Source organism: Legionella genomosp. 1, from assembly GCF_900640215.1.
GTDB classification, from domain to species: domain Bacteria; phylum Pseudomonadota; class Gammaproteobacteria; order Legionellales; family Legionellaceae; genus Legionella_C; species Legionella_C quinlivanii_A.
Genome location: NZ_CAAAJH010000002.1, coordinates 115,493 through 141,255 on the forward strand (window position 1 = coordinate 115,493; position 25,763 = coordinate 141,255).

A 25,763-nucleotide genomic window follows, 5' to 3' on the forward strand; every position below is an offset into this window, starting at 1 on the left:
GTCATGACGACAATGATTTCATTTTTCTATTTGATTGCCGCTGTCTGTTTTATTCTGGCCTTAAAGGGTCTGGCTAGTCCGTCAACTTCCCGCCGAGGTAACTTACTGGGTATATTCGGGATGGCGCTGGCAATTGGCGCGACTCTGATGATGCCTGTTATAAATCATCACCTCTTGCTTCTCGGCCTGATTATTGCGGGCGGAATAGTCGGAACCTTTATCGCGCTCAAGATTAACATGACTGCGATACCTCAGTTAGTGGCCGGTTTTCACTCTCTGGTGGGTTTGGCCGCGGTTCTGGTCGCATTCTGCGCCTTTTTGTCTCCAGCTGCTTTTAATATCGGAGAGCCGGGAGAAATTCATACCTCAAGCCTTATCGAAATGAGCCTTGGGCTAATCATTGGAGCGATTACTTTTTCCGGTTCGATTATCGCATTTCTCAAGCTTCAGGGCTTAATGTCCGGCCAACCCTTGAAATATCCCGGCCAGAAATTAGTGAATCTCTTACTTGGAATTGCCATTCTTGCCTTATTAATCCATTTCGTGATGACTCAGGCATTCTGGGTATTTAGCCTGCTCGCCTTATTATCTTTTGCACTGGGATTTTTATTGATAATGCCCATTGGCGGCGCCGATATGCCTGTAGTTATCTCCATGTTAAATTCTTATTCCGGATGGGCTGCGGCAGGAATTGGATTTACCTTGAGTAATCATCTGCTGGTAATTACCGGCGCACTGGTAGGTGCCAGCGGGGCCATCCTGAGTTATATCATGTGCGTAGGCATGAATCGTTCGATCATCAATGTCATCTTTGGCGGGATTCAGGGAAGCAGTGCGGTAGCTCATGCCAGTGGATTAAACGGCAATCAGCAAGTTCATCAGGCCAATGGTGAAGATGCCGCCTTCCTGCTTAGCAATGCCAAGGACGTTATTATCGTTCCCGGATATGGTATGGCCGTAGCGCATGCGCAACATGCGGTGAAGGAGCTGGTTGATGCGCTCGAAAAGAAAGACATTCGCGTTCGGTTTGCGATTCACCCTGTCGCAGGTCGTATGCCTGGTCATATGAATGTGTTATTGGCAGAAGCTAATATTCCCTATGATCGCGTGTTTGAGCAAAGCGAAATCAATCGTGATTTTGGAACAGCGGATGTCGCATTTGTGATTGGTGCCAATGATATTACCAATCCGGCGGCTAAAACTGATCCCAGTTCACCGATTTATGGCATGCCGGTATTGGAAGTTGAAAAAGCCAAAACGGTGTTGTTCGTGAAAAGAAGCTTAAATGCTGGCTATGCGGGCGTGGAAAATGATCTCTTCTTCCGTGACAATACCTATATGCTCTTCGGAGATGCTAAAGTGATGACGGAATCGATTGCCAAATCGCTGGCGGAGGTTTAATCGTCTGCTTAGTGCTTACAATGCTTACTTACCGCTTTAGAAATACCTACGTACCGCGACTTGTTCGCGGTATCCAGAAATGCTTGTAACAGTGTAATTATTATCAACCAGCATCGATCTGGATGCCCCGGATAAACCGGAGTTGTTGCGTAAATGAAGATAGGTGGTCACAAAACCGTCTTTGCGAGCGTTAGCGAAGCAATCCAGTTCCGTACTTCGTTCAAGCTCCGATCTGGATTGCTTCACTTCGCTCGCAAAGACGACAGGCTAGGTGCTTGGTTCTATTTACGCAATAACGCCGGATAACCGTAGCACGTAGAGCATCACCAGATACTGGGGCTAAGCCACAGTACCTAGATTACGGTGCTTTACTTCACCGTTCTACATTTGGCATGAACTATTTCATTCCCTTTATTTTCCAGTTCCACTACAGCAGCTGAGACAGCGGTCAAGCGCAGGGTTTTTCCATTTTCAACGAGCAGCGCTGTTTCATCGCCTTCACTAATTGGCATGTCATTAATGGTGCCAGAGCGCTTTTTCATAAAGACACGAAGGATAGCGGCTGGTTCAGCGGTTTGTAATTCACATTCTGCTTTGATAGTGAATAAAGTAAAATTAGTAAGAACTTCAGGTTTGTTCGGTACTAAATCGTATTCGATAGTGGTGAAGGGAGCCAGAGGATAATTAGCAGCGAAAGCCTGAGCACCAAGTAAGGCACCAACACAGAACATACCAATTTTTTGAAACATTAAAAATCTCCACAGTGATAAAATTGGAAACTAAGATACAGTTATTTTGCTTGTATGGCAAATCGGAAGGCATTTAAGTGCGGGTTAAAACCTGATGCGCTGTGTTTGTGCAGCGCATCAGGACTATTAATGTTCTCGGGTTGCCGTGAATTGAATTTTGGGGTAGCGCTCCTGCGCCATAGTCAGGTTGACTCGAGTAGGAGCCAGATACATCAATGAATCGCTGCCATCCAGCGCCAGATAATCATAGGCTTTTGTTTTAAATTCAGCCATAGCCTTATCGTCATCTGAATAAACCCAGCGGGCACAGCTCACATTGACGGATTCATATACGCAGTCGACTTTATATTCATTTTTCAGCCGATGAGCGACCACATCAAACTGAAGTATACCGACTGCACCAAGAATCAATTGATTGCTGTTTAACGGTCGGAATACCTGGGTCGCCCCCTCTTCGGACAACTCAATCAATCCTTTCAGCAGGGCCTTGCTTTTTAAAGGATCTTTTAAACGTACCAGACGAAACAGCTCGGGAGCGAAATTGGGAATGCCGGTAAATTTTAATTGCTCACCCTGCGTAAAGGTATCGCCAATCCTTATTGTGCCATGATTATGCAAGCCGATAATATCACCAGCCATTGCTAGTTCAGCATGAGATCGGTCACCCGCCATAAACGTTAGAGCATTGGAAATCTGAATTTCCTTGCCAATGCGCAAATGACTTAATTTCATTCCTTTATTGAATTGACCGGAGCAAATTCGTAAAAAGGCAATGCGATCCCGATGTTTAGGATCCATATTCGCCTGAATTTTAAATACAAATCCGCTGAAGGCTTCCTCGTCAGGCGACACTTCCCGTTCCAGAGCCTCTCGTGGGCGAGGACCCGGCGCATTGGCTGCAAAATCGTCCAGTAATTCTTTAATACCAAAATTGTTAATGGCTGAACCAAAATAAACAGGCGTCAGGCGGCCAGCAAGGTATTTTTGCAAATCAAACTCATGAGAAGCGCCTTTAACCAATTCAATTTCATCTCGCAGCTCCTGAGCAACACTTCCTAATACTTCATCCAGTTCAGGATTGTCGAGTCCCTGAATGCGTGTCGCCTCTTGTTTCTGGGCATTTTTTCCTGACTGATAGAGATACACTGCATCTTCATATAAATGGTAAATGCCTTTAAAGCGCTTACCCATACCGACAGGCCAGGTGACAGGAGCACACTGAATCCCAAGAACAGATTCCACCTCATCCAGTAAAGAAATGGGTTCTCGTCCTTCACGGTCCAGTTTATTGATAAAGGTCATAATCGGCGTATCACGAAGACGGCAAACTTCCATTAATTTTACCGTGCGATCCTCAACCCCCTTGGCCACATCGATTACCATTAAGGCCGAGTCAACAGCAGTCAGGGTTCGATACGTATCCTCAGAGAAATCCTCGTGTCCTGGCGTATCAAGCAGGTTGATTACATGTTCATTATGGACAAATTGCATGACCGAGGTAGTAATCGAAATCCCCCTCTCCTTTTCCATTTCCATCCAGTCAGACGTGGCATGGCGATCAGCCTTGCGTCCCTTGACTGTTCCCGCAAGCTGAATAGCACCTCCGAATAACAACAGTTTTTCAGTAACCGTTGTTTTTCCAGCGTCAGGATGCGAAATGATTGCAAAAGTTCGGCGTTTATTGAAGTCTTCGTAAAAATCGGACATGAGTTGCTCAAAAATATAAAGCGGTATTTTAAAAGAAATTAAGCAAACAGACAATTTAATCTGTTTCAATAAAAGCTTGTCAACGCCCCTATTCTGTTACTATAGTAGCGCATTTATTAATAATCTGAGCTGAAAACGCACAGATTAAGTCTGTAACAGGAGAATTCCATGAAAAAACTCTGTATCCCCTTATTGTCTCTCAGTCTGCTGGCAGGTTGTCAGTCCATGTCTGGTTTTAACAGTTACGGCCAGTCGTTTGCTGTCAATGGTGATGAACAAATCAGCAATGCTGTAAGAACCTCCTTTAGCGAAAATGAAATTCTGGCTGATGCACCTATTCAGGTAAGCAGTGATCACGGCGTGGTAACTTTAAGTGGATATGTTAAAAAAATACGCCAGGCCGATGTAGCTGAGCAAATTGCTTCAAGAGTCAATGGCGTTAAAACCGTAGAAAATCGCATCATTATCAGAAAGTAAGTAATAGAATACGCGAGGGACTGCGTACACTATAATTAAAATGATCTTCCAATCAATGAATCGCCATGTCCTTAACTCTGAAAACCTTTACGCTCAATTGCGGAAACGATACGCCAGGCAGACTTGCGGTTGAACAATTGACTAGAGAAATGTCCGATGTTGACCTGCTTGTCTTGCACTGCCAGGAGCTTAATTTTGACAAAACCTACCAGCAGCTTCGTCAGGCCTTTCCCGCTCCTCTTGAAATTGATTTCGCTGAAAAGATGGTTACTCACACCAAGCTGGACACGCAGTTTCACAGTCAAACGGGTATGGCGACCATAATTGTTCGCAAGCCCCAGGTAGAGATAGTCCATAGTGAAACGCGGCTGGCTCGCCGCGGAGAAGGCAGGATGGACAAAGGGTATAATAAAGGGGGAACCCACACCGCACTTCAAATCCGCAAAGAGGACCAGGAATTTTATTTAAGCCTCAGCAATGCGCATCTTGATGCATTTAACGAAGCAGCCAGAGCCAAGGACTGGATAAATCTTCACAAGACTCGCAAGTTTCATGCGGAGACCTGGGATGACTTATGCAGGAAAACCCCTGATATGGTGGCGAATGGCTATGATGCCAATACGCGCAATTACTTATCTGAGAGCGATGGAGGATCAGGTTCCACCAATCCCTGGCAATATAATGCAGAACCGGGGATGCAGGAACTTGTCATGGCGCCTCTTGGAAATCAGCAGCAATCCAGGACTTCCACCTATAAAAATAACTTAAAGGGTATGCCATTAACTGCTGATAAAAAACGTCCCGGTTTTGCGAAAGGCGGAATGCTTGATATTGTCAGTGTAAACGATGCCGAGCTGGCTAAACAGCAGATACACCAGCGCAGTACTCCACAGGGCATCCAGCCAGTGTTAAAAGCTGCCGTGAAGATTGCCCCGGAACAGAATTCAGCCCGCGATCATTCGGTCATTGGCAGTCATCCTGTGGTGGTGCAAAAACAGCCGTCCTTTTTCAAAGTAAGAGATTATCTGGCTTGTTCGCTTATTTATGCTGCTCCTGAGATTGCGGCACATATTCTGGATGGTGATTTTAGCGATACAGATGACAACCGCCGCTACCTTTTAAAACTGCATGAATATTATCTGAGCCCGCAAGGAATGATGCAGACCCAACTCCAACAACATCATGAAAAACTGGAATTATGGAACCAACTAAAGTCCTCTCCAAACGCCGATAAACTTAAGCAAAGTTTATTCAAGAATAATCCAATCTGGTTTGAATATAATTCCACATTTCCTGATGGCCGGGCAGGACTGGATAAGATTGCAATTGTTCATGTCCATCAACAGGCGCTTGAATCCTTACAAATAAACTATTTAAAAAAGGCCGGCAGTGAAGAAGAGCGTCTTGATATCATTTCAATAGTCGGCAATGCCGCTTTGGAATTAAAACAAACCGAAAAACCAGCAGCGCTTTTAAAAACGGCTGAAACCCTGCTTAAATTTAGTCACTTGACTCATCAGTATAAAAGCCATTTATTAAAAGACTGTGTTAATGAAAATGAGCATTCCGAAAAAAATCCACCATTATTAAAGAATAAGCTGGATGCAGTAAACAGGCTGCGCGAAATAACTCTTCAAAAGCCTGAACCAGCCACCTTAGGCAATTTGGGACGCGAGCTGAATAAAAGTACGACTCTGCTTAAGGAGCATCGTCATCAGGGTATTTTCAATAGTTTATTTCGCAAATTAAAAGAACTTATTTCTCATTATATTCCTAAAACTGCAGGGCAACTGTTTGCAGAGAAAGCCAAGGACGTTTTAAGTCGTGAAAAGGTAGAACCGGTTACGGTGGACACTGAAAAACGCAATACTTCAATGCCTTAAATACCTCAGAATGCTATAATAATCAGATGAGATTTCAATTTAGCAAGGACTGCGATGAATTATGTCATTGAGAGAATGAGTCGGCAGGAAGCGAATATAGCCTTTGAATGGGCAGCCAGGGAAGGCTGGAATCCTGGTTTGCATGATATCAATTGTTATTATCAGACAGACCCTGATGGTTTTTTTGCTGGAAAGCTTGACGGCAAGACGATTGCGATCGGTTCCGCTGTTCGTTATGACGAGCATTTTGCGTTCTGCGGTTTTTATATTGTCGATAAGGCCTATCGTGGCGGAGGTTATGGCCTGGCGTTAACGCGAAAACGCCTGGAGTATGTAGGCAGCCGCAATGCGGGCATTGATGGTGTTCCGCAAATGCTCGAGAAATACAGCCGTCTCGGTTATCGACAGGCTCATGCCAATGCTCGTTATCGCTGGGAGACCCATTCAATCGCTATTGCCGCAGACCCTTCTTTTATTGATTTAAAACAAGTCGATTTAAAGCGCCTGAGTGATTATGACCGTCAGCATTTTCCGGCGCGGCGCGAATCATTTCTGAACTGCTGGATTAATCAACCAGACAGTATAAGCCTTGCCTGTCTTCACCAAGGGGAATTATGTGGGTATGGGGTCATTCGTCCCGCACATGAAGGCTATCGAATCGGGCCATTATTCGCTGACAACCCTGCTATCGCCAATGATTTATTTCTTCAATTGTGTAAACAGGCTAAAAGTCATTTGGTTTTTTTAGATATTCCTGAAAATAACCCTCATGCGATAAATCTGGTAAAGCAATATGAAATGGAAAAAGTGTTCACTACCGCCCGTATGTATTTAAAAGGGGAGCCGGATGTGAAAATCCAATCAATCTACGGTATCACCTCCTTCGAGTTGGGGTAGAAAATGATGCGCGACATGGTCGGCTATGGCCCCAATCCTCCACTCAACTGCTGGCCGGGAAATACCAAACTTGCCATTAATTTCGTCATCAATTATGAAGAAGGTGCTGAATTATCGCCTGTCAATGGTGACTTAATAGCCGAAACCTATGGTGGAGAGTTTCCCTTGGCAGCCAAACCTTTAGGTATGCGCAATTTAAGCATGGAGTCTTTATTTGAATACGGCAGCCGCTGCGGCATTTGGCGTCTCGTGCGTCTGTTTGAGCGAGAAAAAATTCCACTGACTTTTTTTATCACTGGCCTGGCCATCCGTTTAAACCCCGAACTGGGATCTTATTTACGAAACACAAGCCATGAAGCGGCAGGTCATGGCTGGCGATGGATTGATTATGGACAAATGCCCAGGAATGAAGAAAAACTGCATATTACTCAATGCATTAATGCGATTAAAGAGGCCACTGGCCGCCGGCCTGAAGGTTGGTATACTGGTCGGCGAAGCAGCAATACCCGTGAATTGCTTTTAGAGATTGGCGGATTTAAATATGATTCCGAAAGTTATGCCGATGATTTGCCCTATTTACTAGATGAGCACCTGATAATTCCCTACACGCTCGACTGCAATGATTTTCGTTATACGACCAGTCCAGGCTTTGCCCTGTGGCAGGACTTTTATTCCCACCTGAAAGCCAGCTTCGATTATCTTTATCAGGAGCAGCGGATGGCCTTAATGACTATTGGCTTGCATCCCCGGATTAGCGGACGTCCGGGAAGATGCCTGGCTATTCAACAGTTTATTGCTTACATCAGGCAGTTTAAGGATGTATGGATAGCAAGGCGAATTGATATTGCCGATTTTTGGTTGAATAATTGTATTCATAATAAACCTTGATGCGAGCGCATCAAGGCCTTAATCCAAAAGCTCCAGTTCCTGCTCGCATTCAAAATAATCCGCCACTTTAGCTTCAGAAACCCCTTCCAGCTGTTTCGGATCCCAATGAGGAGATTTATCTTTATCTACCAGCAAGGCGCGCACGCCCTCGTAAAAATCGGAATCGTTCATGAAATGCCGCACCAGACAGTAATCCATTTTGATGCAATCAGCCATTGATAAAAATCGGGCTTTGTGGATCTGTGTCAGGGTTATCTTTAAACTTAGGGGCGCTTTCTGCTGTAAATTAGCCAGGCAGGCTTTCGACCATTCATCCTGAGCGGCATTTAATGAAACCAGAATCTCCTCAATTGTATTGAACTTGAAGTGCTTTTCAATCTGGCCTGCATTTGCTATGGAGTGGTGAGTATCGGCTAACGGCAGCTGTGTAAGGCAATCATCCACTTTCTGAGCGGCGTTGACAGCAAGATCAGTCTTGTTGAGTAGTTCAATAAGCCCGGTCGAATGCTCGGCTGGAATAATTTTTCTAATTAAACCTGCTGCCAAAGCGTCCTGGCTCGTTAAGCGATTACCCGTCAAGCCAAGATAAACCCCAAGATAATGAGGTAATCTTGCCAGAAGATAGCTGGCACCAATGTCAGGAAAAAAACCAATTCCTGTTTCAGGCATGGCAAATACAAAATTCTCGGTAGCAACAGGATGTGAACCATGAAGAGAAATACCGACGCCGCCACCCATGGTAATGCCGTTCATTAATGCAATATAAGGTTTTGAATAGTGATGAATATAATGATTTAATCGATATTCATGCCAGAAAAACTCCATCTGCTCTTTTTCTTTATGCAAACCACTTTCATAGAGCCAGCGCACATCCCCCCCGGCACAAAATGCTTTTCCGGGAGTTGCCTGAATGAGCACCGCATGAATATGGCGGTCATGTTCCCACTCGATTAATTGCTCCTGTAAGGATTTAATCATCTCTAAAGTCAAAGCATTCAGCGCATTGGGTCGATTGAGTGTAATGACACCCAACTGCTCCTTCTTTTCAAAAAGAATATTGCTGCTCATATTTATTATTTCCCTTGGAATACTGCCTGCCGTTTGGCAAGAAATGCCTGCACGCCTTCCTGTTTATCCTGCGATGCACAAACTTTTGCGAAATGAACCGCTTCAAGATGCAAGGCATCAGTTAGAGAGAGGTCAAAACCATGATCAATAACTTCCATAACGCCCTGAATGGCTAAAGGGGCCATCGACAAGATAGTTTTTAAGGTCTTATTAGCCTGCTCAAGCAATTGCTCCGGCTCAACCACATCAGTAACCAATCCCCAGGTATACGCCGTTTCGGCACTGATAAAGCGCCCGGTCAGACACAGGTCTAATGCTCTGCCCTTTCCAACCAATCGGCCCAGACGCTGTGTTCCTCCATAACCCGGAATGACACCCAGTTTCACTTCCGGTTGCCCAAATTGGGCCTTGGTTGAGGCTATGCGCAAGGTAGCAGCCATTGCCAGTTCGCAGCCCCCGCCAAAAGCGAAACCATTAATGGCAGCCAGAGAAGGCTTGCCCAGTGTTTCTAGCTGGCGAAAAATATCCTGACCTTCGCAGGCGAACTGATAACCTGTCTGCGCATTGCACTCAGCCAATCGAGAAATATCTGCGCCGGCACAAAACGCCTTACCCGCACCAGTTATTAATACAGCTTTAATTCTGTCATTGGTTCTGGCCTCGTGAAATAATTCCGACAGTGCCTGCAAAACCTCTGTACTTAGGGAATTTAACTTATCAGGTCGATTTAAAGTAATAGTGAAAATGCCGTCCTGATTTAATTCCTGTTCAATAACATCCATTACTAACTCCTGTTAATAGCGCGCTGCGCCGTTAGATAAAACCTTAATCAATAAAATATTCTTCATCAAGAACTGATTTAGCAACAATTTCGCGCATGATTTCATTCGTTCCTTCAAGGATTTGGTGCACACGCAGATCTCTGAATATTCTTTCAACCTGATAATCCTGCAAATACCCATAGCCTCCGTGCATCTGCATCGCTCGATCACTGATACGAAATGCAACATCTGTTGCCAGGCGTTTGGCCATTGCACAATACATTGGTGCTTTAGGATTATTTTTATCCAAAGCATCTGCCGCGCGGTAAACCATCAGCCGAGCGGCTTCAAAATCAGTTAACATATCTGCAAAATAAAAACGCAAGGCCTGCATTTGGGATAATGATTTACCAAATTGCTTGCGTTCGTGCAAATAAGACTGAGCCAGTCTTAAACAGGCAAGCGCACCGCCCAATGAACAGGAAGCGATATTGACGCGCCCTCCATTTAAGGCATTTAGAGCAATCTTGAACCCCATCCCTTCATCACCGACTCGATTGCTGACTGGTACTTTACAATTTTCAAAAAATAACATGGATGTGGGCTGGCTATGCCATCCCATTTTTCTTTCCAGTTTTCCAAAACTTAATCCCGGCGTATCTTTCTCGATTAGAAGACAGGAAATACCATGATGTGACTCATCCCCGGTACGAACCATACATAAATACACATCACTGACACTGCCGCCGGAAATAAATGATTTAGCGCCGTTCAGCGTATAATAATCACCTTCTCTCACTGCTCGGGTCTTTAAGGAAGCGGCATCGGAGCCAGAATCGGGTTCAGTCAGACAATAGCTGCCTACCACCTGCATTCCAGTAAGGCGAGGCCCCCACTGCTGGCGCAAAGATTCTGAGCCGTAGCGGTCGATTAAAGAAACCACCATGTTATGAATAGACAGAAAAGCGCTGGTGCTTACACAACCGGATGCCAATTGCTCGAAAATCAGAGAAGCATCCAGGCGGGTCATTCCGGTTCCGCCAATGTCTTCAGACACTACCAAACCCGCCATTCCAAGCGCTGCCGCTTCCTTCAGCACTTCAATTGGAAAATAATGTTCCTGATCCCATTTTTCAGCATAAGGCATTAGCTTTTCGCGTGCGAAATCAGCAGCCATCTCCCGAAAAGCCTGATGCTCTTCACTATAAGTGAAATCCATTGTTTGTCCTTAAGTTGTAGTGACTAATTTATCAGACACGCTAATCTGTCATTTTTATTGAATCAATAAAATGATATTATTGCCAATTTTTGCTGTCTATGAAATAAAAAAAAGAAAAATCATGGAACAAGTCCTGGAACGCACATCCCATCAAGCAACCAAAATTTTGAAAGATTATTTTGGTTATGACTCTTTTCGCGGTTTGCAGCAACAGGTCATTAGCGACTTGCTAGCTGGCAAGGACTTACTCGTACTGATGCCTACCGGTGGTGGGAAATCCCTTTGCTATCAGGTTCCTGCACTGATTCGACCGGGTGTAGCTATCGTCGTTTCGCCCTTAATCGCTTTAATGGAAGATCAGGTGGCTGCCCTGAAGTTACAGGGTATCCGGGCCGCTTATTATAATTCTTCACTTAATAGCGAAGAATCGCGGCAAGTGCTGGCTCAACTGCATCAGCAGGAACTGGATTTACTGTATATTGCTCCGGAACGGCTGGTAAGTCTTTCTTTTCTGCAGCGCCTTGAGGATTGCGAACTGGCTTTATTTGCCATTGATGAGGCTCATTGTATTTCACAATGGGGGCATGATTTTCGTCCTGAGTATGCTGAACTGGGTAAATTGAAGACGTATTTCCCTGATGTACCCGTTATCGCGCTCACCGCAACCGCAGACCAGCAGACACGTCAGGACATCATCGACAAATTAAATTATCAGCCTCTATCCTATGTCGATTCATTCAATCGCCCTAATATCCACTACCGGGTTGAATACAAAGATAATCCAGGAAAACAGTTGGCCCATTTTTTAAAAGAACAGGAATCTCAAGCCGGTATTATTTACTGCGGAACGCGCAATGCCGTTACCCAACTGGCTGAAAGACTTCAAAGTCAGGGTCATAAAGCGCGCGCTTACCATGCAGGGCTATCGCATGCCGAACGGCGGGAAGTTCAATCGCTCTTTCGCCACGATCACATCGATATTGTGGTAGCGACACTGGCTTTCGGGATGGGTATTGATAAGCCTAATGTGCGCTATGTGGTCCATTATGATTTGCCTAAAACCATTGAAAGTTACTATCAGGAAACCGGTCGGGCCGGACGCGACGGATTACCCTCCCAGGCATTTCTACTCTATGATCCAGCTGACAGTGCTCGTCTGAGAGGCTGGATTGCCGAAATTGAGGATGAACAGAAACACCGGGTTGAACTTAATAAATTAAATCATATGATGGCCTTTGCCGAAGCCAGCCACTGTCGCCGTCATATTCTGTTACATTATTTTGATGAAAGCAGCGAGCCCCAATGTCAGTATTGCGATATTTGCGACTCCCCTCCTGTAACCCAGGATGCAACCCTGGAAGCGCAAAAGATTCTCTCCTGTATTTATCGCTTAAAGCAAAGTTACGGTATATCCTATGTAATTGATGTGCTTCGCGGCAGTAATGCTGAGAAGATATTACAGAATGGCCATGAAAAACTGTCCACTTATGGAATAGGGAAAGACAAATCCGGCAAATTCTGGAAACTTTTGACCTGGCAGTTGATTCATAGAGATTATTGCTATCAGGATACCCATCATTTCAATGTGCTGCGCTTATCGGAAAAGGCCAAAGCGGTCTTAAAGGGAGAAGAAAAAGTCATGCTGGTGCTTCCCAGCGAAAAGCCCAAAGGGATTATTGCAAGAATAAAAGAGCAATATTTCTCTAAGGACAACGATCCCTTATTTGTGGCTTTGCGTGCATTGCGAAGGAAGCTTGCAGAGCAGGAAAACAAACCGCCCTTTATGATCTTTAGCGACAGTACCTTACATGACATGGTCAGGAAAAATCCCCAGACTGCGGAAGAGCTCTTGAACGTCACCGGTGTGGGACAGCATAAGTTAAATCACTATGGGCTGCATTTTTTGAAGGCTATTCGGGAGTTTGTGGAGTAGGCCCAGGCGCATAGTGCCGTCAACTATGGCGCTGTTGGGTGAATAAGGATAGCTACACAAAGAATCGTCTTTGCGAGCGTTAGCGAAGCAATCCAGCTCCTCCCTTTGTTCAACGCTCGATTTGGATTGCTTCACTTTGTTCGCAAAGACGTCGAGAGATCAATGCAAGTTATACTCTGTCATTCCTGTGCAGATGGGAATCTATTTCACCTGCACGATAAACAAAAGCGTAACCAGACTATCAACTAATAATCATCACTGCCGTTATCAGGCACTACTCTTGTATTGCGGCCATAAATGACCAGAATATGTTGCTTGGTTTTTAACTTGATATTTTCAGCCTGAACCACAGAAATGATACTGCCGCTGTTTAGCCTGATAACGTATTCATAACCATGAGAACGGTTAGTGCCTGTATCAACATTATCTGAATTCTCATTGGCGGGGCTTACAATGCCGGCTTCCGCATTTTTATTATGCAAACGAACAGGACGCATTGAAATAATGGTGCCAGGAACCACTTTTTTGATTTTACCCACTTCAGCGGAGTCATAATCTCCCGGCTCAAGTTCTTTTGTACATGCAGTTAAGGCAAGTGCTGCAGAAACGACTGCAATTGAAATCAATTTTTTTATCAGCATTGATAATCTCCGGACAAAGAGCAGAAATTAATAATTGGCGATAATAAACGATTGCAGCCCGTTTTCAAAGAACCCAGGCTGCAATCCGCTGTCTGCAATAAACTTATTGCTCTTCTTTCAAAGATTTCACAACAGCCGGATATTCGCTCATTCTTTGAAAATAAGCATACAAGGCAGGCCAGTGATTTAAATCAATTTTAAAATGGGGCAACCAGCTTAATATGACGTAAAAATAGCCGTCTGCAATGGTAAAATGAGAGCCGGCCGCAAAGGAGTTATCTTTTACGATGGAGTTAAGATAATTTAATTTTTGATGAATTGCCGGCATGATAATTTTTTCTTTCATGTCATCTGTTACTGCCGGATTGAAAAGTATACCGATTGTTTTATGCGCTTCTGATGAAAGATAGTTGCATATTTCAAGAATTCGATACCTTTTCAAATCGCCAACCGCCGGTAATAAACTTGCGGCATTATGAGTGTCAGCAAGATACTGAAGGATTACTACATTTTCCGTCAATCTCTTCTCCGGAGTAATCTCAAGTACCGGCACTGCACCCTTGGGATTTATATCAAGAAAATTATCTCCCTTTTCAGTCGTCTTGCTTCTCAGATTCACTGACTCATATTCAACATCCAGACCCAACTCATTGATTAGAATACGAACCCCTAATGAACAGGCGCCTTTACTGAAATACAGTTTCATAAATATCCTTTTTTTAGTTTTTTAAAGCGTTAGCCTAATAGACGGACTATGATTATTCAAGAAAAATTATTAAATATTTAGCCAATATTTGTACACCATGATTTTATGGTATATAGTTATACTAAACCATCCTGCAAGGACGCTATCATGAAAAAAATAGTATCTGCTGTAATCATCGCTACTGCTGCTGTACTCGTTTCAGGTTGTGGATTTAATAATTGTGGCGGTGGATGCGCCAATTATTCAGCCGTTCAATATACGACAACCTCAGGCTGTTGCGGATATACCACAAGCTGTTGCACTTCAGCCAGCTGGTAATCTCGAAAACTACAGCTCCCGCCGAGTGCGGGAGTTGTATTTTTGCAGTTTATGATTTTTTTCTGAGCTCAATTACCAGAATATGCAGTGCTGTTTTGCCTATGTTGATATCCTGATGTAATTCCTGTCCCTGGGCGGTATCGAGAAACAGAGGTATCGATTTTTTCAATTGAATAATCCGCTTTTCTCCCGAACGATAAACCACCTGAAGACTGCCGTCTTCCTGGGGCACAATAACCCTTGGAAACTGATGGCTATGGTAAGCCAGAATATCCTCAGGGCAAAGCGTCGTTATCCAGGCTTTTGCATCCTCATTTTCGAAATAATTTTCCCGGCTGGTTTTGCATTCGCCGGCCATTAGCGAGAAACTGCAAAGCGATAATACCCAACCAAACCATAGTTTTTTCTTCATAATTAATCCAATAGAGCGGCAATTTCTGCCCTTACTTCCTTATATTGATTCTGTTCATCAACAAATACAACTGTTGGTTGATAATTTCGACAGGATTGCTCATCCATCTGCACAAAGGAAGCAATGATGATAATATCGCCCGGTGTGACCAAATGAGCTGCCGCTCCATTAACGCAAATCGCCCGTGAATTCGCTTCACCTGTAATCGCATAGGTTTCAAAGCGTGTGCCGGCAGTCACATTCCAGACATGCACTGCTTCAAAAGGCAAAATATCGGCGGCTTTAAGCAGCTCGGGAGAGATGGTGATGCTTCCCTCATAATCCAGATCCGCATGGGTTACAGTGGCTCGGTGAATTTTAGATTTTAACATTCTGCGCTGGTTCATTTTTTCCTCTTTAAATACAACTGTCTTTTGATTAATAATAGCGCTTCATTTTAGGGCTGTTTGCAAGCAGAGACAACAAGATCCTGCGTTGAATCGGAAACTCATTGATTTAATCAATGATTGTCAATAAATTATTTCATTTTCCTAAAAACTTGAGCTTGAATAATACAATCAAACCCGTGTAAACTGGACCAAAATTTTTGTGTTACAGGAAGGGTATCGTTTTGGCTAAAATAATTGTCGTCACTTCAGGCAAAGGGGGCGTGGGTAAAACTACTACATCCGCTGCAATTTCTTCTGGTCTCGCATTAAAGGGTCACAAAACTGTTGTTGTTGATTTCGATATCGGACTTCGTAATCTTGATATTATCATGGGTTGTGAACGTCGTGTGGTGTATGATTTTGTGAATGTCATCAACGGTGAAGCCAGCCTGAATCAGGCATTGATTAAAGACAAACGTATTTCAGACCTTTATATCCTGCCTGCCTCACAAACACGGGATAAAGACGCATTAACTCTTGAAGGAGTTGAGCGGGTTTTAAAAGATTTATCCGCTGAATTTGAATATATTGTATGCGATTCTCCGGCTGGAATTGAAACTGGCGCCTTAATGGCTATGCATTTTGCTGATCATGCCATCGTAGTAACTAATCCGGAGGTGTCATCAGTAAGAGATTCTGACCGAATTCTTGGAATTTTAGCCAGCAAAACCAAGCGTGCAATTGATAATAACAGTCCTGTACAGGAACATTTATTATTGACTCGCTATGATCCTGAACGAGTGGAAAAAGGAGAAATGCTCTCCGTTGAAGATGTAAAAGAAATTCTGGCTATTCCATTGATTGGAGTCATTCCTGAATCCAAAGCTGTTTTAAAAGCATCCAATACAGGAACACCTGTTATTCTGGATGAGCACAGTGATGCAGGATTGGCTTATCAGGATGCGATTGCCCGCTTTCTTGGCGAAAGCAGACCCATGCGTTTTATCCAAAGTGAACGGAAAGGAATTCTGCGCAGATTATTTGGTAAGAACAGAGAGGATGTCACAGCATGAGTATATTCAATTATTTGAGAAGACGAAACAGTACTGCCTCAGTTGCCAAAGAACGATTGCAAATCATCATTTCGCATGAACGTACTCAGCGAAACACCCCTGATTATCTGCCAAAGCTTCAGGAAGAAATTTTGGCGGTAATTGCGAAATACATCCCGATTACCCGCGATAAAGTCAGTGTCAACTTAGAGCGAATGGGAGATAGTGCTGTATTGGAACTCAATGTAACCATGCCTGAAGAAGCCCTCGAAGAAATCTAGGCCCAGAGGGTTTTGCTGTTTACCGCACGAGCGATTATTCGCTGGTGTCACTGATCCTTCAATAAAAAGTTCTTTTTTCTTTGTCAGACCAATATTTGACCACTATACTCACTATACTAACAAATAGCAAAGTTGTGGGGCAGGTATGCATTTAGTGATTTATTTTTGTGGAGCCCGAAACTCCGGAAATGATTTCTTAAATGGTTATGATATAAACGACCCCAGCATTAAAACTATTTTCGTTGAGGGCTGTCATCATTCTGAAGTATGTAATTCAATCCTGTTTCCCAATTTAAAATCCTTTGCCGAACGATTTGTTCATACTCTTTTTGAAAGCCGAGGCGATTATCCTGGATTAAAACATGTCGATTTGGCCCGTCTTAAACTGGGTATCAATACGCATGAGGAATATACCTATACTCATAACGGGGAACCTGTCACACGGAAGAAAACGACGGTAACAGCGGAAGATGCCAGAGAAGATATTACCTCAATTAGCCTGGCCGGTTTTAATCGCGGCGCCTTAACCGCCTTTGAGGTTGCCCCGCTCCTTGAAAACCTTGCTCCTAAAGTGGAAATAGACATCATTGCCAATCAACCGGTGTCAGGAAATGCTTATCAACTTCCGGGCAGCCAGGCGGCGAACATTAGGGACTGCAGTCATTGCAACAATATACGTCACGTGAGTGTGATTGTTGAAGCCTATGCGGAGTCACTTGCCATCCCGGACGCAGATGAGCCATATCACCGCGTTTTCTTTACACAGATTACCCCTCTGCTTCCAGATAGTGCTATCAAAAATCTGATTGTGATTCCCAGAGAGAGTCATCAGGTACGTGAAAACTCCGCCGATGGTGAAGAGCATTTAAATATGGAGTTGGCAAAATCTTTAAGAAAAAGAGGGTTTCTTACTCAGGAAATCGTGGTTAAAAAAACGCTGACTTGCCGCAGAGCTGCATCATTTCTCTATCAGCAATTAAATCCAAGTATTCCTCCACTGATTGATGCCGATCTATCGAATTATTTCGGCATTAAAAAGGAACCAGTTCAACACAAATCCCATGGAAATATGAGACTTAGAAAAGGCTATGAACTTCGTCACGAAGAAAGTCTGGTTGACTGGTGGGAACGACAAGACAAAAAAGTGTCGCATTACTCCACCCTTTTAACCCAATTACTAGTGAAAAATTTAAAATCAGTGGATTTATCTGACAAAGATTCCCTCAAGGAGTTATATAAAGAATCCGACACCTGGCTTATCCTGAAAACTAACTTTGCCTCGTCACGATACGCGATGGTCGAAGCACTTCGTCACCATATAGGTATGAAATTAATCGCCTTGAGAGTTGAGCCGAATGAACTGGCAACCATCGTCTGGGAAAACCTGCACGAAACCAATTATTTTCTTTCTGAATGGAATAAAACTGTTAAAAACGCCAATTATTTTCGCACTAAACAAACAAGGGATCTGGAAGAAGCTATTCATGATTATGCAGGTGAATTGCCTACCAGAGAAAATGCGGAGAAATTACTGGGCATTCTTGATCAATGGTTAAATCAGGAAAATGCTCAATCCAATAAACGCTTTGATTTAGTCATTATCATTCGTGAGCAACTGGAAGAGGCTGTCAGAGCGGCGCATGGCGTTCTCGAATAGCCTGCATTTCTTAACATTACATTAAGCTTTCATGACTATAATTAGCACATAAATATAATCGAGGAACAAATATGCATTTAGTTATTTATTTTTGTGGCACAGGAAATCCTGGCGCCGATTTTTTAAATGGCTATGATTATGTCGATAATCCCAATGTTAAGACCATCTTCGTTAAAGGCTGTCATGACCGCGAAGTGTGTAATGCGGGTATTTTCCCGGATTTAAAAGGCTTTACTGAGCGCTTTACCCATGAGGTGTTTGAAATGAGGGATGGTAAATTATATTTATCGACCTCTGATTTAGCATCCAAAAAGGTAGGAATCAGTAATCCTCACTCCACAGTTGCCGCTGGAGATGAGGAAAAAGAAATAACTTCTGTCACTTTCGCAGGCTTTAGCCGCGGCGGTGTAACCGCTTTTCTCGAGGCGCAACAATTTAAAACATTCGCACCGAATGTTGAAGTCGATGTCGTTGCCGACCAGCCTGTACCGGGTAATTCCTATCAAATCCCTGGAAGTAACGCGGCCAACATGGCCGATTGCAGTGATTGCTCAAATATAAAAAATGCGACAATCATTCTTGGAGCTTATACAGGTGCCAAGCAATTCGTCGATCTCCATGTTCTAAATAAAGTTCCGCAAAATTACAACGCTTATAAAAATCAATACGTAGTTATAGCTCGTGATATTTATTTTGTAAATGAGAGTGCTGAGATTACTAAGGCGACACCTGACGGTATCAGACTACAAGCGGGTCTAAGTGCAGGTAGGCACCCTATTCATTCAGAGCACTTAGCCGATTTAGTAAAACCAGAGCATCTTCATACAGAATTGTTTTATGAGGATAACTCCAATATCCACCGCGCTTTTTTCTCACAAATAGTACCTAGCCTTCCTTCTACAGCAAAACGTGAATTAATTATTATTCCTCGTGAAAGCCATCATCAGGTCAGACTCAATGCAGCCGATGGTGAAGAGCATTTAAATATGGCAATAGCCAAATCACTGGAAAAGCGTGGTTACGTCAGCAAAGAGGAAGTGGCACGAAAAACACAGGAAGCCCAAAAAACTTATGCCGTGAATGAAACACTACCTCCAGCACAATTTCCACCGGCTAAGCAATTGCAAAGTTTCTTTGGCCTGCGTGCCAGGGATGCCTACCGTTATGTGGACAAATTACACCCCCAGGCAGGTATTCGTTCAGGCTACGGACTTTTGAAAGATGAGTCGATTATGGATTGGTGGGATAGACAGGATAAAAAAGCGTCACGTTTTTCTACTGAATTAACTAAAGGTTTGGCCATGCTAATTCATTGTACAAAGTATAATGATTCAGATGATGTTAAACGTCTTTTTAAATTGGCGGATCAATGGCTAATTTTAAAAGCAAACTCAGCCTCCTCCCGATATGCTCAGGTCGAGTCTCTGCGCCACCATCTCCAGGTTAAACTAGTTGATATGAACGTCGATAAAACAGAGCTTGCTCAAATTAACCGCGAGAATTTACGAAACACAAACTATTTTGAGAATGAGTGGAAGAAGTCAATCAGCCCGGCTTCTTATTTCAGAACCGATGCCACGAGAATACTTGAAAGGGCCATTCAAGAGCATGCCAGGAAAGAGCCTAATGAAGCAAATGATAGAACACTTTTAGAGGCTATCAATACCTGGCTTGATGGAAAAAATGCCAAAACCAGTAAACGTTATGATTTGGTAATCATGCTGCGAGAACAGCTAGAGGAAGTGATTGAAAATACCTATGGCCTCTCACAAGAGCATCAGTCTGTGCTCTCACACTAAATGGTTAAAATCAACCCTCACCCTCACTGCCATTAAGTTAAGCTCAATTGTATATTAAACTGTCATCCCCGCGAAAGGCGGGGATCCATCTCTGAGCTAGCCACAATGCCGACTGAGGATAGATTCCCGCCTTTCGCGGGAATGACAGAAGTCCTTAACTTAATGGCAGTGCCCCTAGCCCTCTCCCTTCATTTATCCAATTGCCTTCAAACTGCTCGTGGACCTCACCCAGGGTTTACGCTGAGCAAGCTCCTCGGGCAAAGCTTTAACAGCCAGTTGCGCTTTACTTAAATCAGGAAAATTACCCAGCGTTAATACAAACCACTCGCTGCCTTCACGAAGCGTGCGATAAATCTTTCCATTTTTAGCTTCGATATGGCGCGCAACAAAGCGTTTTAAATCATCGGCATTACGGCTGGCGAGAATTTGAATGGTAAACTGTGCGGCCGCCCGCTTGCTGGTTTTCGCTGTCTGAATGACAGCAGGCTTGCTCGTTTCAGCTGGACGCACAGGCAAAGTCTTCGTTGGTTTATTACTAACGAGTGATTTTGCAGGAACGGTATGAGGGTTAACTTTATTAACCGTTTTTGGAATCACAACCACCTTGTCCATCACCACCAGATTATTCAGCTCCTCGTCTTCATCCGTATTAAACTCGATTACTCGTCTCATTGGCGGCGGTTGCAGCTCCTGAGAAGACGATGCCACAGTCCAGGAAGGAATTTCGGTAACCAGTGCCGGCTCAATATGGGAGCGTAAAAGTTGAATGGAGTTGCTTGCCAGGTTAGGCAGGCTTGACACAAGCTTTACTTGTGGAACAGTCAAAAAGACCGAAGGCGCGGGCAACTCCATCAATGAAGCCACCTCTTGAAACTGAGGCGCGGGTATTGGAGCGGGTGCAGGCTCAACTACAGGCTCAGCCACTGCCAGGGTTTGATTCTGAGTGGATGTATAAGCAAATCCCAAACCTACCAAAGCAGCCCCCAGAAGACCATAGGCTTTGACGCCTGCACGATGGGGGCGGCTGGCTTTTAAGGTGTCCGGGTTGAAGAAATCCTGCATCTGAGTGTTAATTCGTCCAATATAGCCGCCAGTCAATTGGTAAAACTGCGCCAGGCGTTTATCAGTCATCGTTTTATCAAGGCGTCTTGGAGAGGGGAGAAACTTTAACAGATAGGTCTTTGTCTCGCTTTCTGATAACCCGCCAAGCTCGATGCTATGAATTAAATTATCAAATAAATCTTTATCCAAACTATTAATACTTGCTGCCAGACTAAAATCGGAAACAAGGCATAAGTGGAAAAAGCCGATATTGCCCTGCTTTTTGATTTCAAGTAAAGCCTCTTTGATAAAAAGATCAGGTAAAAGTTGCGCATTATCGATAATAACCAGCACATGCACCTTTCTTTCATTCACTTGCTGTACAAAGTTAGACAAGCTTTGTTCGGCATCGATTCGCAAATGAAATGCTTCATACAGTTTAGACAATACCTGCTGCACATTAAGTGGAGCTTCGGCATTAATCAATCCAGCCTTGACTCCGGAGTCGAGGGATGATTTTAAAATCCGGGCAAAAGTACTTTTCCCTCCCCCTTTTTCTGCAAGCACAGTGATTAACACATTATTCAACAAAACCAGATGATTAATAAAATCAATCTTGTTAAGCCAGGCTGCGGGTTTAAAGGGAGGTGTTTCCATCGTTGGTTCACGGTGGTCTTTATCCATGGAATCATTTAACACGAATTACTCTCCTTCGACTGCGAGCTTTAATACCTTCTGTAGCAAATCGGCTGGAACCTTGTCCTCAATATAGCATTCGCCTATTTTTTTAATCAGTATAAAGCGCAATTTATTATTCTTAATTTTTTTATCTTTCGCCATTAACAGAATCAAACTGTCCTGATTGATATCTTTTGGAATGCGGCGCGGCAATTCTGCCAATTTTAAAAGCTCATCCACCTGCTCGACCCCGGACTGATCGAGATAACCCATCTCCCGCGATAATAACGCGATACAGTATAAACCAATGGCTACCGCCTCGCCATGCAGCCAGCGCTCATAACGAGTATAAGCTTCCAGTGCATGCCCGATGGTATGTCCCAGATTAAGCAAAGCCCGCCGGCCCTGCTCTTTTTCATCCTCCTGAACATAACTCACCTTGATTTCACAGCATTGAGCAATGACAGGCAACAAATCAGTCTCAGAAAAAGGAGCTTCTAGTAAGTTTTTGATTTCAATCGATAAATCGCCGGCCTTAAGAATGGCATATTTAATCACTTCTGCAAATCCCGCCTGGCGTTCTCGCTTTGGTAGACTGGCAAGGGTTTTCACATCGATAATGACCGCATCTGGCTGGTAGAAGCTGCCTATCATATTTTTCCCAAGCGGATGATTAATAGCAGTTTTCCCGCCTACGGAGGCATCAACCTGTGCCAGCAGCGTTGTGGGAATCAGCACAAAACCAACCCCTCGCTGATAAGTGGAGGCGGCAAACCCGGTGATATCGCCAACCACTCCGCCCCCCAGACCGATGAGGCAGGTATCCCGGTGGTGCGATGCGCTGATAAGCTTGTCATAAATCTGCGTCAGGCTTTCCTGATTCTTATATTGCTCGCCATCTCTCAAAAGAACAACATCGCATTGTCTGTCAGCAAACACTGACTCCAAAGGCCCGATATAGAGTGGAGCCACCGTTTCATTGCTTACAATTAAAACTTGCCTGGATTTAACGACACTCCTCAAAAAATGAGGATCTGCCAAGAGATTTTCTCCAATATGGATTGGATAACCCTGGTCAGGCAAGCTTACTAAAATCTGTTTGTATAACTCAGACTTCGCCATATATATATTTGATAATATTATTAGCGACTGCTTTCACGGTTAATTTGTCGGTTTCAAAACTGATGTCCGCAAGTTCGTCATAAAAAGGCTCTCTCTCATCACGCAGCATTTCCAGACGGCTTTCCAAATCTTCCGTTTGCAAAAGCGGTCTTTTCGTATCTCTTTTGGTTCGCTCAAATTGCTGTTGCAAGGAAGTCTTCAGATAAATAACGGTTCCTCGTCCTGCCAGGGCATTTCGATTCTCGGGGGTCATCACTACGCCACCGCCAGTCGCAAGCACAATATTGGTTTTCTGGGTTAACTCATCAATGACTTTCTGTTCCCGTTTACGAAAACCCTCTTCACCCTCAATATCGAATATCCAGGAAATATCAGCACCGGCACGTTCTTCTATTACTTCATCTGAATCATAGAACTCAAGTTTGAGCTCCTTTGCCAAAGTACGGCCTATCGTGCTTTTTCCTGCTCCCATTGGCCCAATTAGAAAAATGTTGCGTACTTTAACTATGCTCATTTTTTATTACATACCTCTTCATCTGAACAGGAACTTAGTCCTGTTGTTTAACGAGATGCCTGTTTCCCTATTTCCAGGGAGCAGGCCTTCCGAATTTATTCAGTTCAACCCCTTTACCTTCAACGGTGGTAATTGAAAGCGTATTGGTTATTATCCTAGGAGTAATGAAAATGAGCAACTCCTCATTTTTAATTTCTGTGGACTGATTTCTGAATAATACGCCAACTACGGGCAGGTTTCCAAGAAATGGCACTCGATTAATCGAGTTGTTTTTATCTTGTTTATAAATTCCCCCCAAAACAATGGTCTGTCCATTGTTAACCAGGACGTTGGTTTGGATTTCTTTGGTCAGGATAGCAGGAACGCCGTTAAAAGTTTGCGGCGAAGGGGTATCCTGATTAATCTGCAAGTCCATCATAATTTTGTTATCAGGTGTAATCTGCGGAGTCACCTTTAAACTTAAGACCGCTTTTTTAAACGCAACCGCAGTCGCACCGCTTGAAGTCGCCTCCTGATAAGGAATTTCCTCACCCGATTCAATTACCGCTGATTGCTGATTGGTGGTTATCAAACGCGGGCTTGAGATTACTTCACCCCGCCCCTCACTTTCCAGTGCCGACAACTCCAAATCCAAGAGAATACCATCACCCAGTTTTGCCAAGGCCAAACCAACGGAGGCAGGCGATGCAGAAACAGGGGTTGCCGCCAAATCCACGTTAAGACGATCGGAAAGCGGTACTACATCCGCTGGGGCGACATTTTGGGCCAATTGGTTCGCACCACTCAATGTTCCGCTAAGATGCGTAGGACGCGAAATACCAAAGCGAATACCCAGATCACGAGCAAAATCCTTGGTCACATTCACAATCCTTGCCTCTATGAGCACCTGTTTGACCGGAATATCCAGTTGCTTGACTAACTCTCTGATTTCTTCAATCTGGACGCCAGTATCCTGAATCCATATTGTATTTGTGCGGGCATCAACGCTTAGAGTGCCTCGTTTGGACAGCAGAGAATTATTTTTATCCTTGAGCAGTACAGCAATATCCGCGGCTTTAGCATAATTGATTTGAATCAGTTGAGAGCGCAAGGGGGCCAGGTTGGTAACAGCCTGCTGAGCCTTTAGCGCATTTTTTTCCTGCTCCAGTAGTTTTGACGCTGTATCAATTAGTAACACATTTCCGGTTTTTCGCTTATCCAGAGCATTAGTTTTAAGAATAATATCCAGGGCCTGATCCCAGGGAATATCATTTAATCTCAAAGTAATATTCCCCTTTACCTCATCACTCACCACGATATTAATACCGGTGAACTCGGCCAATAACTGTAAAACAGCTCGAATCTGGATATTCTGAAAATTCAGCGAAATCCGTTTACCTGTAAAGACCATTTTCTTAAGTTTGGCCTGTTTTGCCTCTTCCGCACTCAAAGGATAGATTTCGACAATAAATTGTTTGTTAACCTGATAGGCATAGTGACCATAATCCCCTTTACTGATAATAGTCAGGCGCGCATCCTTCCCATCCTGCTGAAGGCTTAAGAGTTGTGCAGGGCTCTGGAAATCAGCCACATCAAAGCGTTTTATTAAACGCGGGGGAATTTGGGTACTCATGAAGTTAACCACAACCTCCTTTCCAGTCTGGGTTACATCAATGGGTATACTGGCATCAGTTACATCAATAACCACGCGGCCGCCTTCTGCGCCTGTTCCGCGAAAATCAAGATTGGTGATGCCGTGACGAGCATTAACAGGTCGATTGCTTACAAAAATTTCTCTGCGCTGCTGAAATATCTGATGACTTTTTCCACTTAATGTCAGGGAATAGGTATTTCCTGCTATTTGACCTGAATAGGAAATAGAGTCTGTAAGATCAAGAATAGCTCTGACTCGATCGCCTACTGCCACTATATTATAGTTCGTTAGTGAACCTATTTCTATTTTTCTTGCTTTATCCTTCTCATTAATCACCATTTTTGTCTGAATAAAATCCAGAACTAGACGCGGGGGCTTTTGAGTGATGAAGCTGGCGGGCAAGTTGTTTAATGGGCTTGCAAAGCAAAAATCCACCCGAACTCGCTCATCTGGTAAAGGAATTACCTTAATACCTGTCATCGTGTTAGTTTCAGCTATTCCCTTACCTAGCGCGACAAACATAAATAAGGCGATTAAAATTAGTTTACGCAACATCAA

At 43.8% G+C, this 25,763-nt stretch carries 25 protein-coding genes; 11 read left to right on the forward strand and 14 right to left on the reverse strand.

Features of this window, described 5'->3' with window-relative positions:
* Positions 1–3: 3 nt before the first annotated feature.
* The gene (locus E1O89_RS02720) at positions 4–1,401 is read left to right on the forward strand and encodes an NAD(P)(+) transhydrogenase (Re/Si-specific) subunit beta (RefSeq protein ID WP_133138839.1); all 1,398 of its coding nucleotides are present in this window, start codon (positions 4–6) and stop codon (positions 1,399–1,401) included.
* A 36-nt stretch (positions 1,402–1,437) separates the two neighbouring features.
* Here the strand turns inward: E1O89_RS02720 and E1O89_RS02725 are convergent, their stop codons facing one another.
* The 3 genes from E1O89_RS02725 to E1O89_RS02735 all read right to left on the reverse strand — a co-directional run bounded on the left by E1O89_RS02725 (position 1,438) and on the right by E1O89_RS02735 (position 3,857).
* Positions 1,438–1,647 (reverse strand): hypothetical protein, encoded by a 210-nt coding sequence (locus E1O89_RS02725; protein WP_133138840.1) that lies wholly within the window; start codon positions 1,645–1,647, stop codon positions 1,438–1,440.
* Positions 1,648–1,769: 122 nt separating this feature from the next.
* A complete protein-coding gene (locus tag E1O89_RS02730; protein WP_112218165.1) occupies positions 1,770–2,150 on the reverse strand; it encodes a hypothetical protein in 381 nt (126 codons plus the stop codon).
* A gap of 126 nt (positions 2,151–2,276) precedes the next feature.
* Positions 2,277–3,857 (reverse strand): peptide chain release factor 3, encoded by a 1,581-nt coding sequence (locus tag E1O89_RS02735; RefSeq protein WP_112218166.1) that lies wholly within the window; start codon positions 3,855–3,857, stop codon positions 2,277–2,279.
* Positions 3,858–4,025: 168 nt separating this feature from the next.
* Between E1O89_RS02735 and E1O89_RS02740 the strand changes: the two genes are divergently transcribed.
* From E1O89_RS02740 to E1O89_RS02755, 4 genes are all read left to right on the forward strand, one after another.
* Positions 4,026–4,334, forward strand: coding sequence for a BON domain-containing protein (locus E1O89_RS02740; protein WP_112218167.1), 309 nt, complete (start codon positions 4,026–4,028; stop codon positions 4,332–4,334).
* A gap of 65 nt (positions 4,335–4,399) precedes the next feature.
* Positions 4,400–6,217 (forward strand): hypothetical protein, encoded by a 1,818-nt coding sequence (locus E1O89_RS02745; protein WP_133138841.1) that lies wholly within the window; start codon positions 4,400–4,402, stop codon positions 6,215–6,217.
* 54 nt (positions 6,218–6,271) lie between these two features.
* Entirely contained in the window at positions 6,272–7,114 is an 843-nt protein-coding gene (locus E1O89_RS02750; RefSeq protein WP_262337379.1) for a GNAT family N-acetyltransferase, read from the forward strand.
* Between the two features lie 3 nt (positions 7,115–7,117).
* Positions 7,118–8,002 carry a polysaccharide deacetylase family protein gene (locus tag E1O89_RS02755; protein ID WP_133138842.1) on the forward strand — a complete coding sequence of 295 codons (885 nt, stop codon included), beginning with the start codon at positions 7,118–7,120 and terminating at the stop codon, positions 8,000–8,002.
* A gap of 18 nt (positions 8,003–8,020) precedes the next feature.
* Here E1O89_RS02755 and E1O89_RS02760 read toward each other — a convergent pair whose 3' ends face one another.
* The 3 genes from E1O89_RS02760 to E1O89_RS02770 are packed head-to-tail and all read right to left on the reverse strand — an operon-like array spanning position 8,021 to position 11,050.
* The gene (locus tag E1O89_RS02760; RefSeq protein ID WP_133138843.1) at positions 8,021–9,070 is read right to left on the reverse strand and encodes an enoyl-CoA hydratase/isomerase family protein; all 1,050 of its coding nucleotides are present in this window, start codon (positions 9,068–9,070) and stop codon (positions 8,021–8,023) included.
* Between the two features lie 5 nt (positions 9,071–9,075).
* Positions 9,076–9,852, reverse strand: coding sequence for an enoyl-CoA hydratase/isomerase family protein (locus E1O89_RS02765; protein WP_133138844.1), 777 nt, complete (start codon positions 9,850–9,852; stop codon positions 9,076–9,078).
* Positions 9,853–9,895: 43 nt separating this feature from the next.
* Positions 9,896–11,050 carry an acyl-CoA dehydrogenase family protein gene (locus tag E1O89_RS02770; protein WP_133138845.1) on the reverse strand — a complete coding sequence of 385 codons (1,155 nt, stop codon included), beginning with the start codon at positions 11,048–11,050 and terminating at the stop codon, positions 9,896–9,898.
* A gap of 121 nt (positions 11,051–11,171) precedes the next feature.
* Between E1O89_RS02770 and recQ the strand changes: the two genes are divergently transcribed.
* Positions 11,172–12,983 (forward strand): DNA helicase RecQ, encoded by a 1,812-nt coding sequence (gene recQ, locus E1O89_RS02775; protein ID WP_112218329.1) that lies wholly within the window; start codon positions 11,172–11,174, stop codon positions 12,981–12,983.
* A 245-nt stretch (positions 12,984–13,228) separates the two neighbouring features.
* Here the strand turns inward: recQ and E1O89_RS02780 are convergent, their stop codons facing one another.
* Both E1O89_RS02780 and E1O89_RS02785 read right to left on the reverse strand, forming a co-directional pair.
* The gene (locus E1O89_RS02780; RefSeq protein WP_112218173.1) at positions 13,229–13,624 is read right to left on the reverse strand and encodes a hypothetical protein; all 396 of its coding nucleotides are present in this window, start codon (positions 13,622–13,624) and stop codon (positions 13,229–13,231) included.
* A 103-nt stretch (positions 13,625–13,727) separates the two neighbouring features.
* Entirely contained in the window at positions 13,728–14,330 is a 603-nt protein-coding gene (locus tag E1O89_RS02785; protein WP_133138846.1) for a glutathione S-transferase N-terminal domain-containing protein, read from the reverse strand.
* A 147-nt stretch (positions 14,331–14,477) separates the two neighbouring features.
* Here E1O89_RS02785 and E1O89_RS15380 point away from each other — a divergent pair, with 147 nt between their 5' ends.
* Positions 14,478–14,648, forward strand: a complete 171-nt coding sequence (locus tag E1O89_RS15380) for a hypothetical protein (RefSeq protein ID WP_157072315.1) — start codon at positions 14,478–14,480, stop codon at positions 14,646–14,648.
* A 49-nt stretch (positions 14,649–14,697) separates the two neighbouring features.
* Here the strand turns inward: E1O89_RS15380 and E1O89_RS02790 are convergent, their stop codons facing one another.
* Both E1O89_RS02790 and panD read right to left on the reverse strand, forming a co-directional pair.
* Entirely contained in the window at positions 14,698–15,060 is a 363-nt protein-coding gene (locus tag E1O89_RS02790; protein WP_112218175.1) for a hypothetical protein, read from the reverse strand.
* 2 nt (positions 15,061–15,062) lie between these two features.
* Positions 15,063–15,446, reverse strand: coding sequence for an aspartate 1-decarboxylase (gene panD / locus E1O89_RS02795; RefSeq protein ID WP_058509004.1), 384 nt, complete (start codon positions 15,444–15,446; stop codon positions 15,063–15,065).
* A gap of 224 nt (positions 15,447–15,670) precedes the next feature.
* Between panD and minD the strand changes: the two genes are divergently transcribed.
* The 4 genes from minD to E1O89_RS02815 all read left to right on the forward strand — a co-directional run bounded on the left by minD (position 15,671) and on the right by E1O89_RS02815 (position 20,217).
* Positions 15,671–16,501, forward strand: coding sequence for a septum site-determining protein MinD (gene minD / locus E1O89_RS02800; RefSeq protein ID WP_133138847.1), 831 nt, complete (start codon positions 15,671–15,673; stop codon positions 16,499–16,501).
* Positions 16,498–16,761, forward strand: a complete 264-nt coding sequence (gene minE, locus E1O89_RS02805) for a cell division topological specificity factor MinE (RefSeq protein ID WP_058509002.1) — start codon at positions 16,498–16,500, stop codon at positions 16,759–16,761. Before minD ends, minE begins: the two co-directional genes overlap by 4 nt.
* Before the next feature lie 145 nt (positions 16,762–16,906).
* Entirely contained in the window at positions 16,907–18,418 is a 1,512-nt protein-coding gene (locus E1O89_RS02810) for a hypothetical protein (RefSeq protein ID WP_133138848.1), read from the forward strand.
* A 71-nt stretch (positions 18,419–18,489) separates the two neighbouring features.
* Positions 18,490–20,217 (forward strand): hypothetical protein, encoded by a 1,728-nt coding sequence (locus E1O89_RS02815; protein WP_133138849.1) that lies wholly within the window; start codon positions 18,490–18,492, stop codon positions 20,215–20,217.
* A gap of 192 nt (positions 20,218–20,409) precedes the next feature.
* On the opposite strand, the gene E1O89_RS02820 is transcribed toward E1O89_RS02815, so the two are convergent.
* From E1O89_RS02820 to E1O89_RS02835, 4 genes are all read right to left on the reverse strand, one after another.
* Positions 20,410–21,957, reverse strand: coding sequence for an AAA family ATPase (locus E1O89_RS02820; RefSeq protein ID WP_133138850.1), 1,548 nt, complete (start codon positions 21,955–21,957; stop codon positions 20,410–20,412).
* Positions 21,958–21,960: 3 nt separating this feature from the next.
* Positions 21,961–23,058: a 3-dehydroquinate synthase gene (aroB, locus tag E1O89_RS02825; protein WP_133138851.1), complete on the reverse strand. Its 1,098-nt coding sequence runs from the start codon at positions 23,056–23,058 to the stop codon at positions 21,961–21,963.
* A complete protein-coding gene (aroK, locus tag E1O89_RS02830) occupies positions 23,045–23,572 on the reverse strand; it encodes a shikimate kinase AroK (RefSeq protein ID WP_058507330.1) in 528 nt (175 codons plus the stop codon). The genes aroB and aroK overlap by 14 nt, the downstream gene beginning before the upstream one ends.
* Before the next feature lie 67 nt (positions 23,573–23,639).
* Positions 23,640–25,727 (reverse strand): type IV pilus secretin PilQ, encoded by a 2,088-nt coding sequence (locus E1O89_RS02835; RefSeq protein WP_410054755.1) that lies wholly within the window; start codon positions 25,725–25,727, stop codon positions 23,640–23,642.
* Positions 25,728–25,763 lie beyond the last annotated feature (36 nt).

Coding starts and splice junctions, on each gene's coding strand:
- E1O89_RS02735 (WP_112218166.1), bottom strand. CDS start 3,857: ATGTCCGATTTTTACGAAGACTTCAATAAACGCCGAACTTTTGCAATC.
- E1O89_RS02815 (WP_133138849.1), top strand. CDS start 18,490: ATGCATTTAGTTATTTATTTTTGTGGCACAGGAAATCCTGGCGCCGAT.
- E1O89_RS02755 (WP_133138842.1), top strand. CDS start 7,118: ATGATGCGCGACATGGTCGGCTATGGCCCCAATCCTCCACTCAACTGC.
- E1O89_RS02730 (WP_112218165.1), bottom strand. CDS start 2,150: ATGTTTCAAAAAATTGGTATGTTCTGTGTTGGTGCCTTACTTGGTGCT.
- E1O89_RS02745 (WP_133138841.1), top strand. CDS start 4,400: ATGTCCTTAACTCTGAAAACCTTTACGCTCAATTGCGGAAACGATACG.
- minE (WP_058509002.1), top strand. CDS start 16,498: ATGAGTATATTCAATTATTTGAGAAGACGAAACAGTACTGCCTCAGTT.
- recQ (WP_112218329.1), top strand. CDS start 11,172: ATGGAACAAGTCCTGGAACGCACATCCCATCAAGCAACCAAAATTTTG.
- E1O89_RS02835 (WP_410054755.1), bottom strand. CDS start 25,727: ATGTTTGTCGCGCTAGGTAAGGGAATAGCTGAAACTAACACGATGACA.
- E1O89_RS02780 (WP_112218173.1), bottom strand. CDS start 13,624: ATGCTGATAAAAAAATTGATTTCAATTGCAGTCGTTTCTGCAGCACTT.
- E1O89_RS15380 (WP_157072315.1), top strand. CDS start 14,478: ATGAAAAAAATAGTATCTGCTGTAATCATCGCTACTGCTGCTGTACTC.
- aroK (WP_058507330.1), bottom strand. CDS start 23,572: ATGAGCATAGTTAAAGTACGCAACATTTTTCTAATTGGGCCAATGGGA.
- E1O89_RS02720 (WP_133138839.1), top strand. CDS start 4: ATGACGACAATGATTTCATTTTTCTATTTGATTGCCGCTGTCTGTTTT.
- E1O89_RS02760 (WP_133138843.1), bottom strand. CDS start 9,070: ATGAGCAGCAATATTCTTTTTGAAAAGAAGGAGCAGTTGGGTGTCATT.
- E1O89_RS02770 (WP_133138845.1), bottom strand. CDS start 11,050: ATGGATTTCACTTATAGTGAAGAGCATCAGGCTTTTCGGGAGATGGCT.
- E1O89_RS02790 (WP_112218175.1), bottom strand. CDS start 15,060: ATGAAGAAAAAACTATGGTTTGGTTGGGTATTATCGCTTTGCAGTTTC.
- E1O89_RS02765 (WP_133138844.1), bottom strand. CDS start 9,852: ATGGATGTTATTGAACAGGAATTAAATCAGGACGGCATTTTCACTATT.
- aroB (WP_133138851.1), bottom strand. CDS start 23,058: ATGGCGAAGTCTGAGTTATACAAACAGATTTTAGTAAGCTTGCCTGAC.
- panD (WP_058509004.1), bottom strand. CDS start 15,446: ATGAACCAGCGCAGAATGTTAAAATCTAAAATTCACCGAGCCACTGTA.
- E1O89_RS02785 (WP_133138846.1), bottom strand. CDS start 14,330: ATGAAACTGTATTTCAGTAAAGGCGCCTGTTCATTAGGGGTTCGTATT.
- E1O89_RS02810 (WP_133138848.1), top strand. CDS start 16,907: ATGCATTTAGTGATTTATTTTTGTGGAGCCCGAAACTCCGGAAATGAT.
- E1O89_RS02750 (WP_262337379.1), top strand. CDS start 6,272: ATGAATTATGTCATTGAGAGAATGAGTCGGCAGGAAGCGAATATAGCC.
- E1O89_RS02740 (WP_112218167.1), top strand. CDS start 4,026: ATGAAAAAACTCTGTATCCCCTTATTGTCTCTCAGTCTGCTGGCAGGT.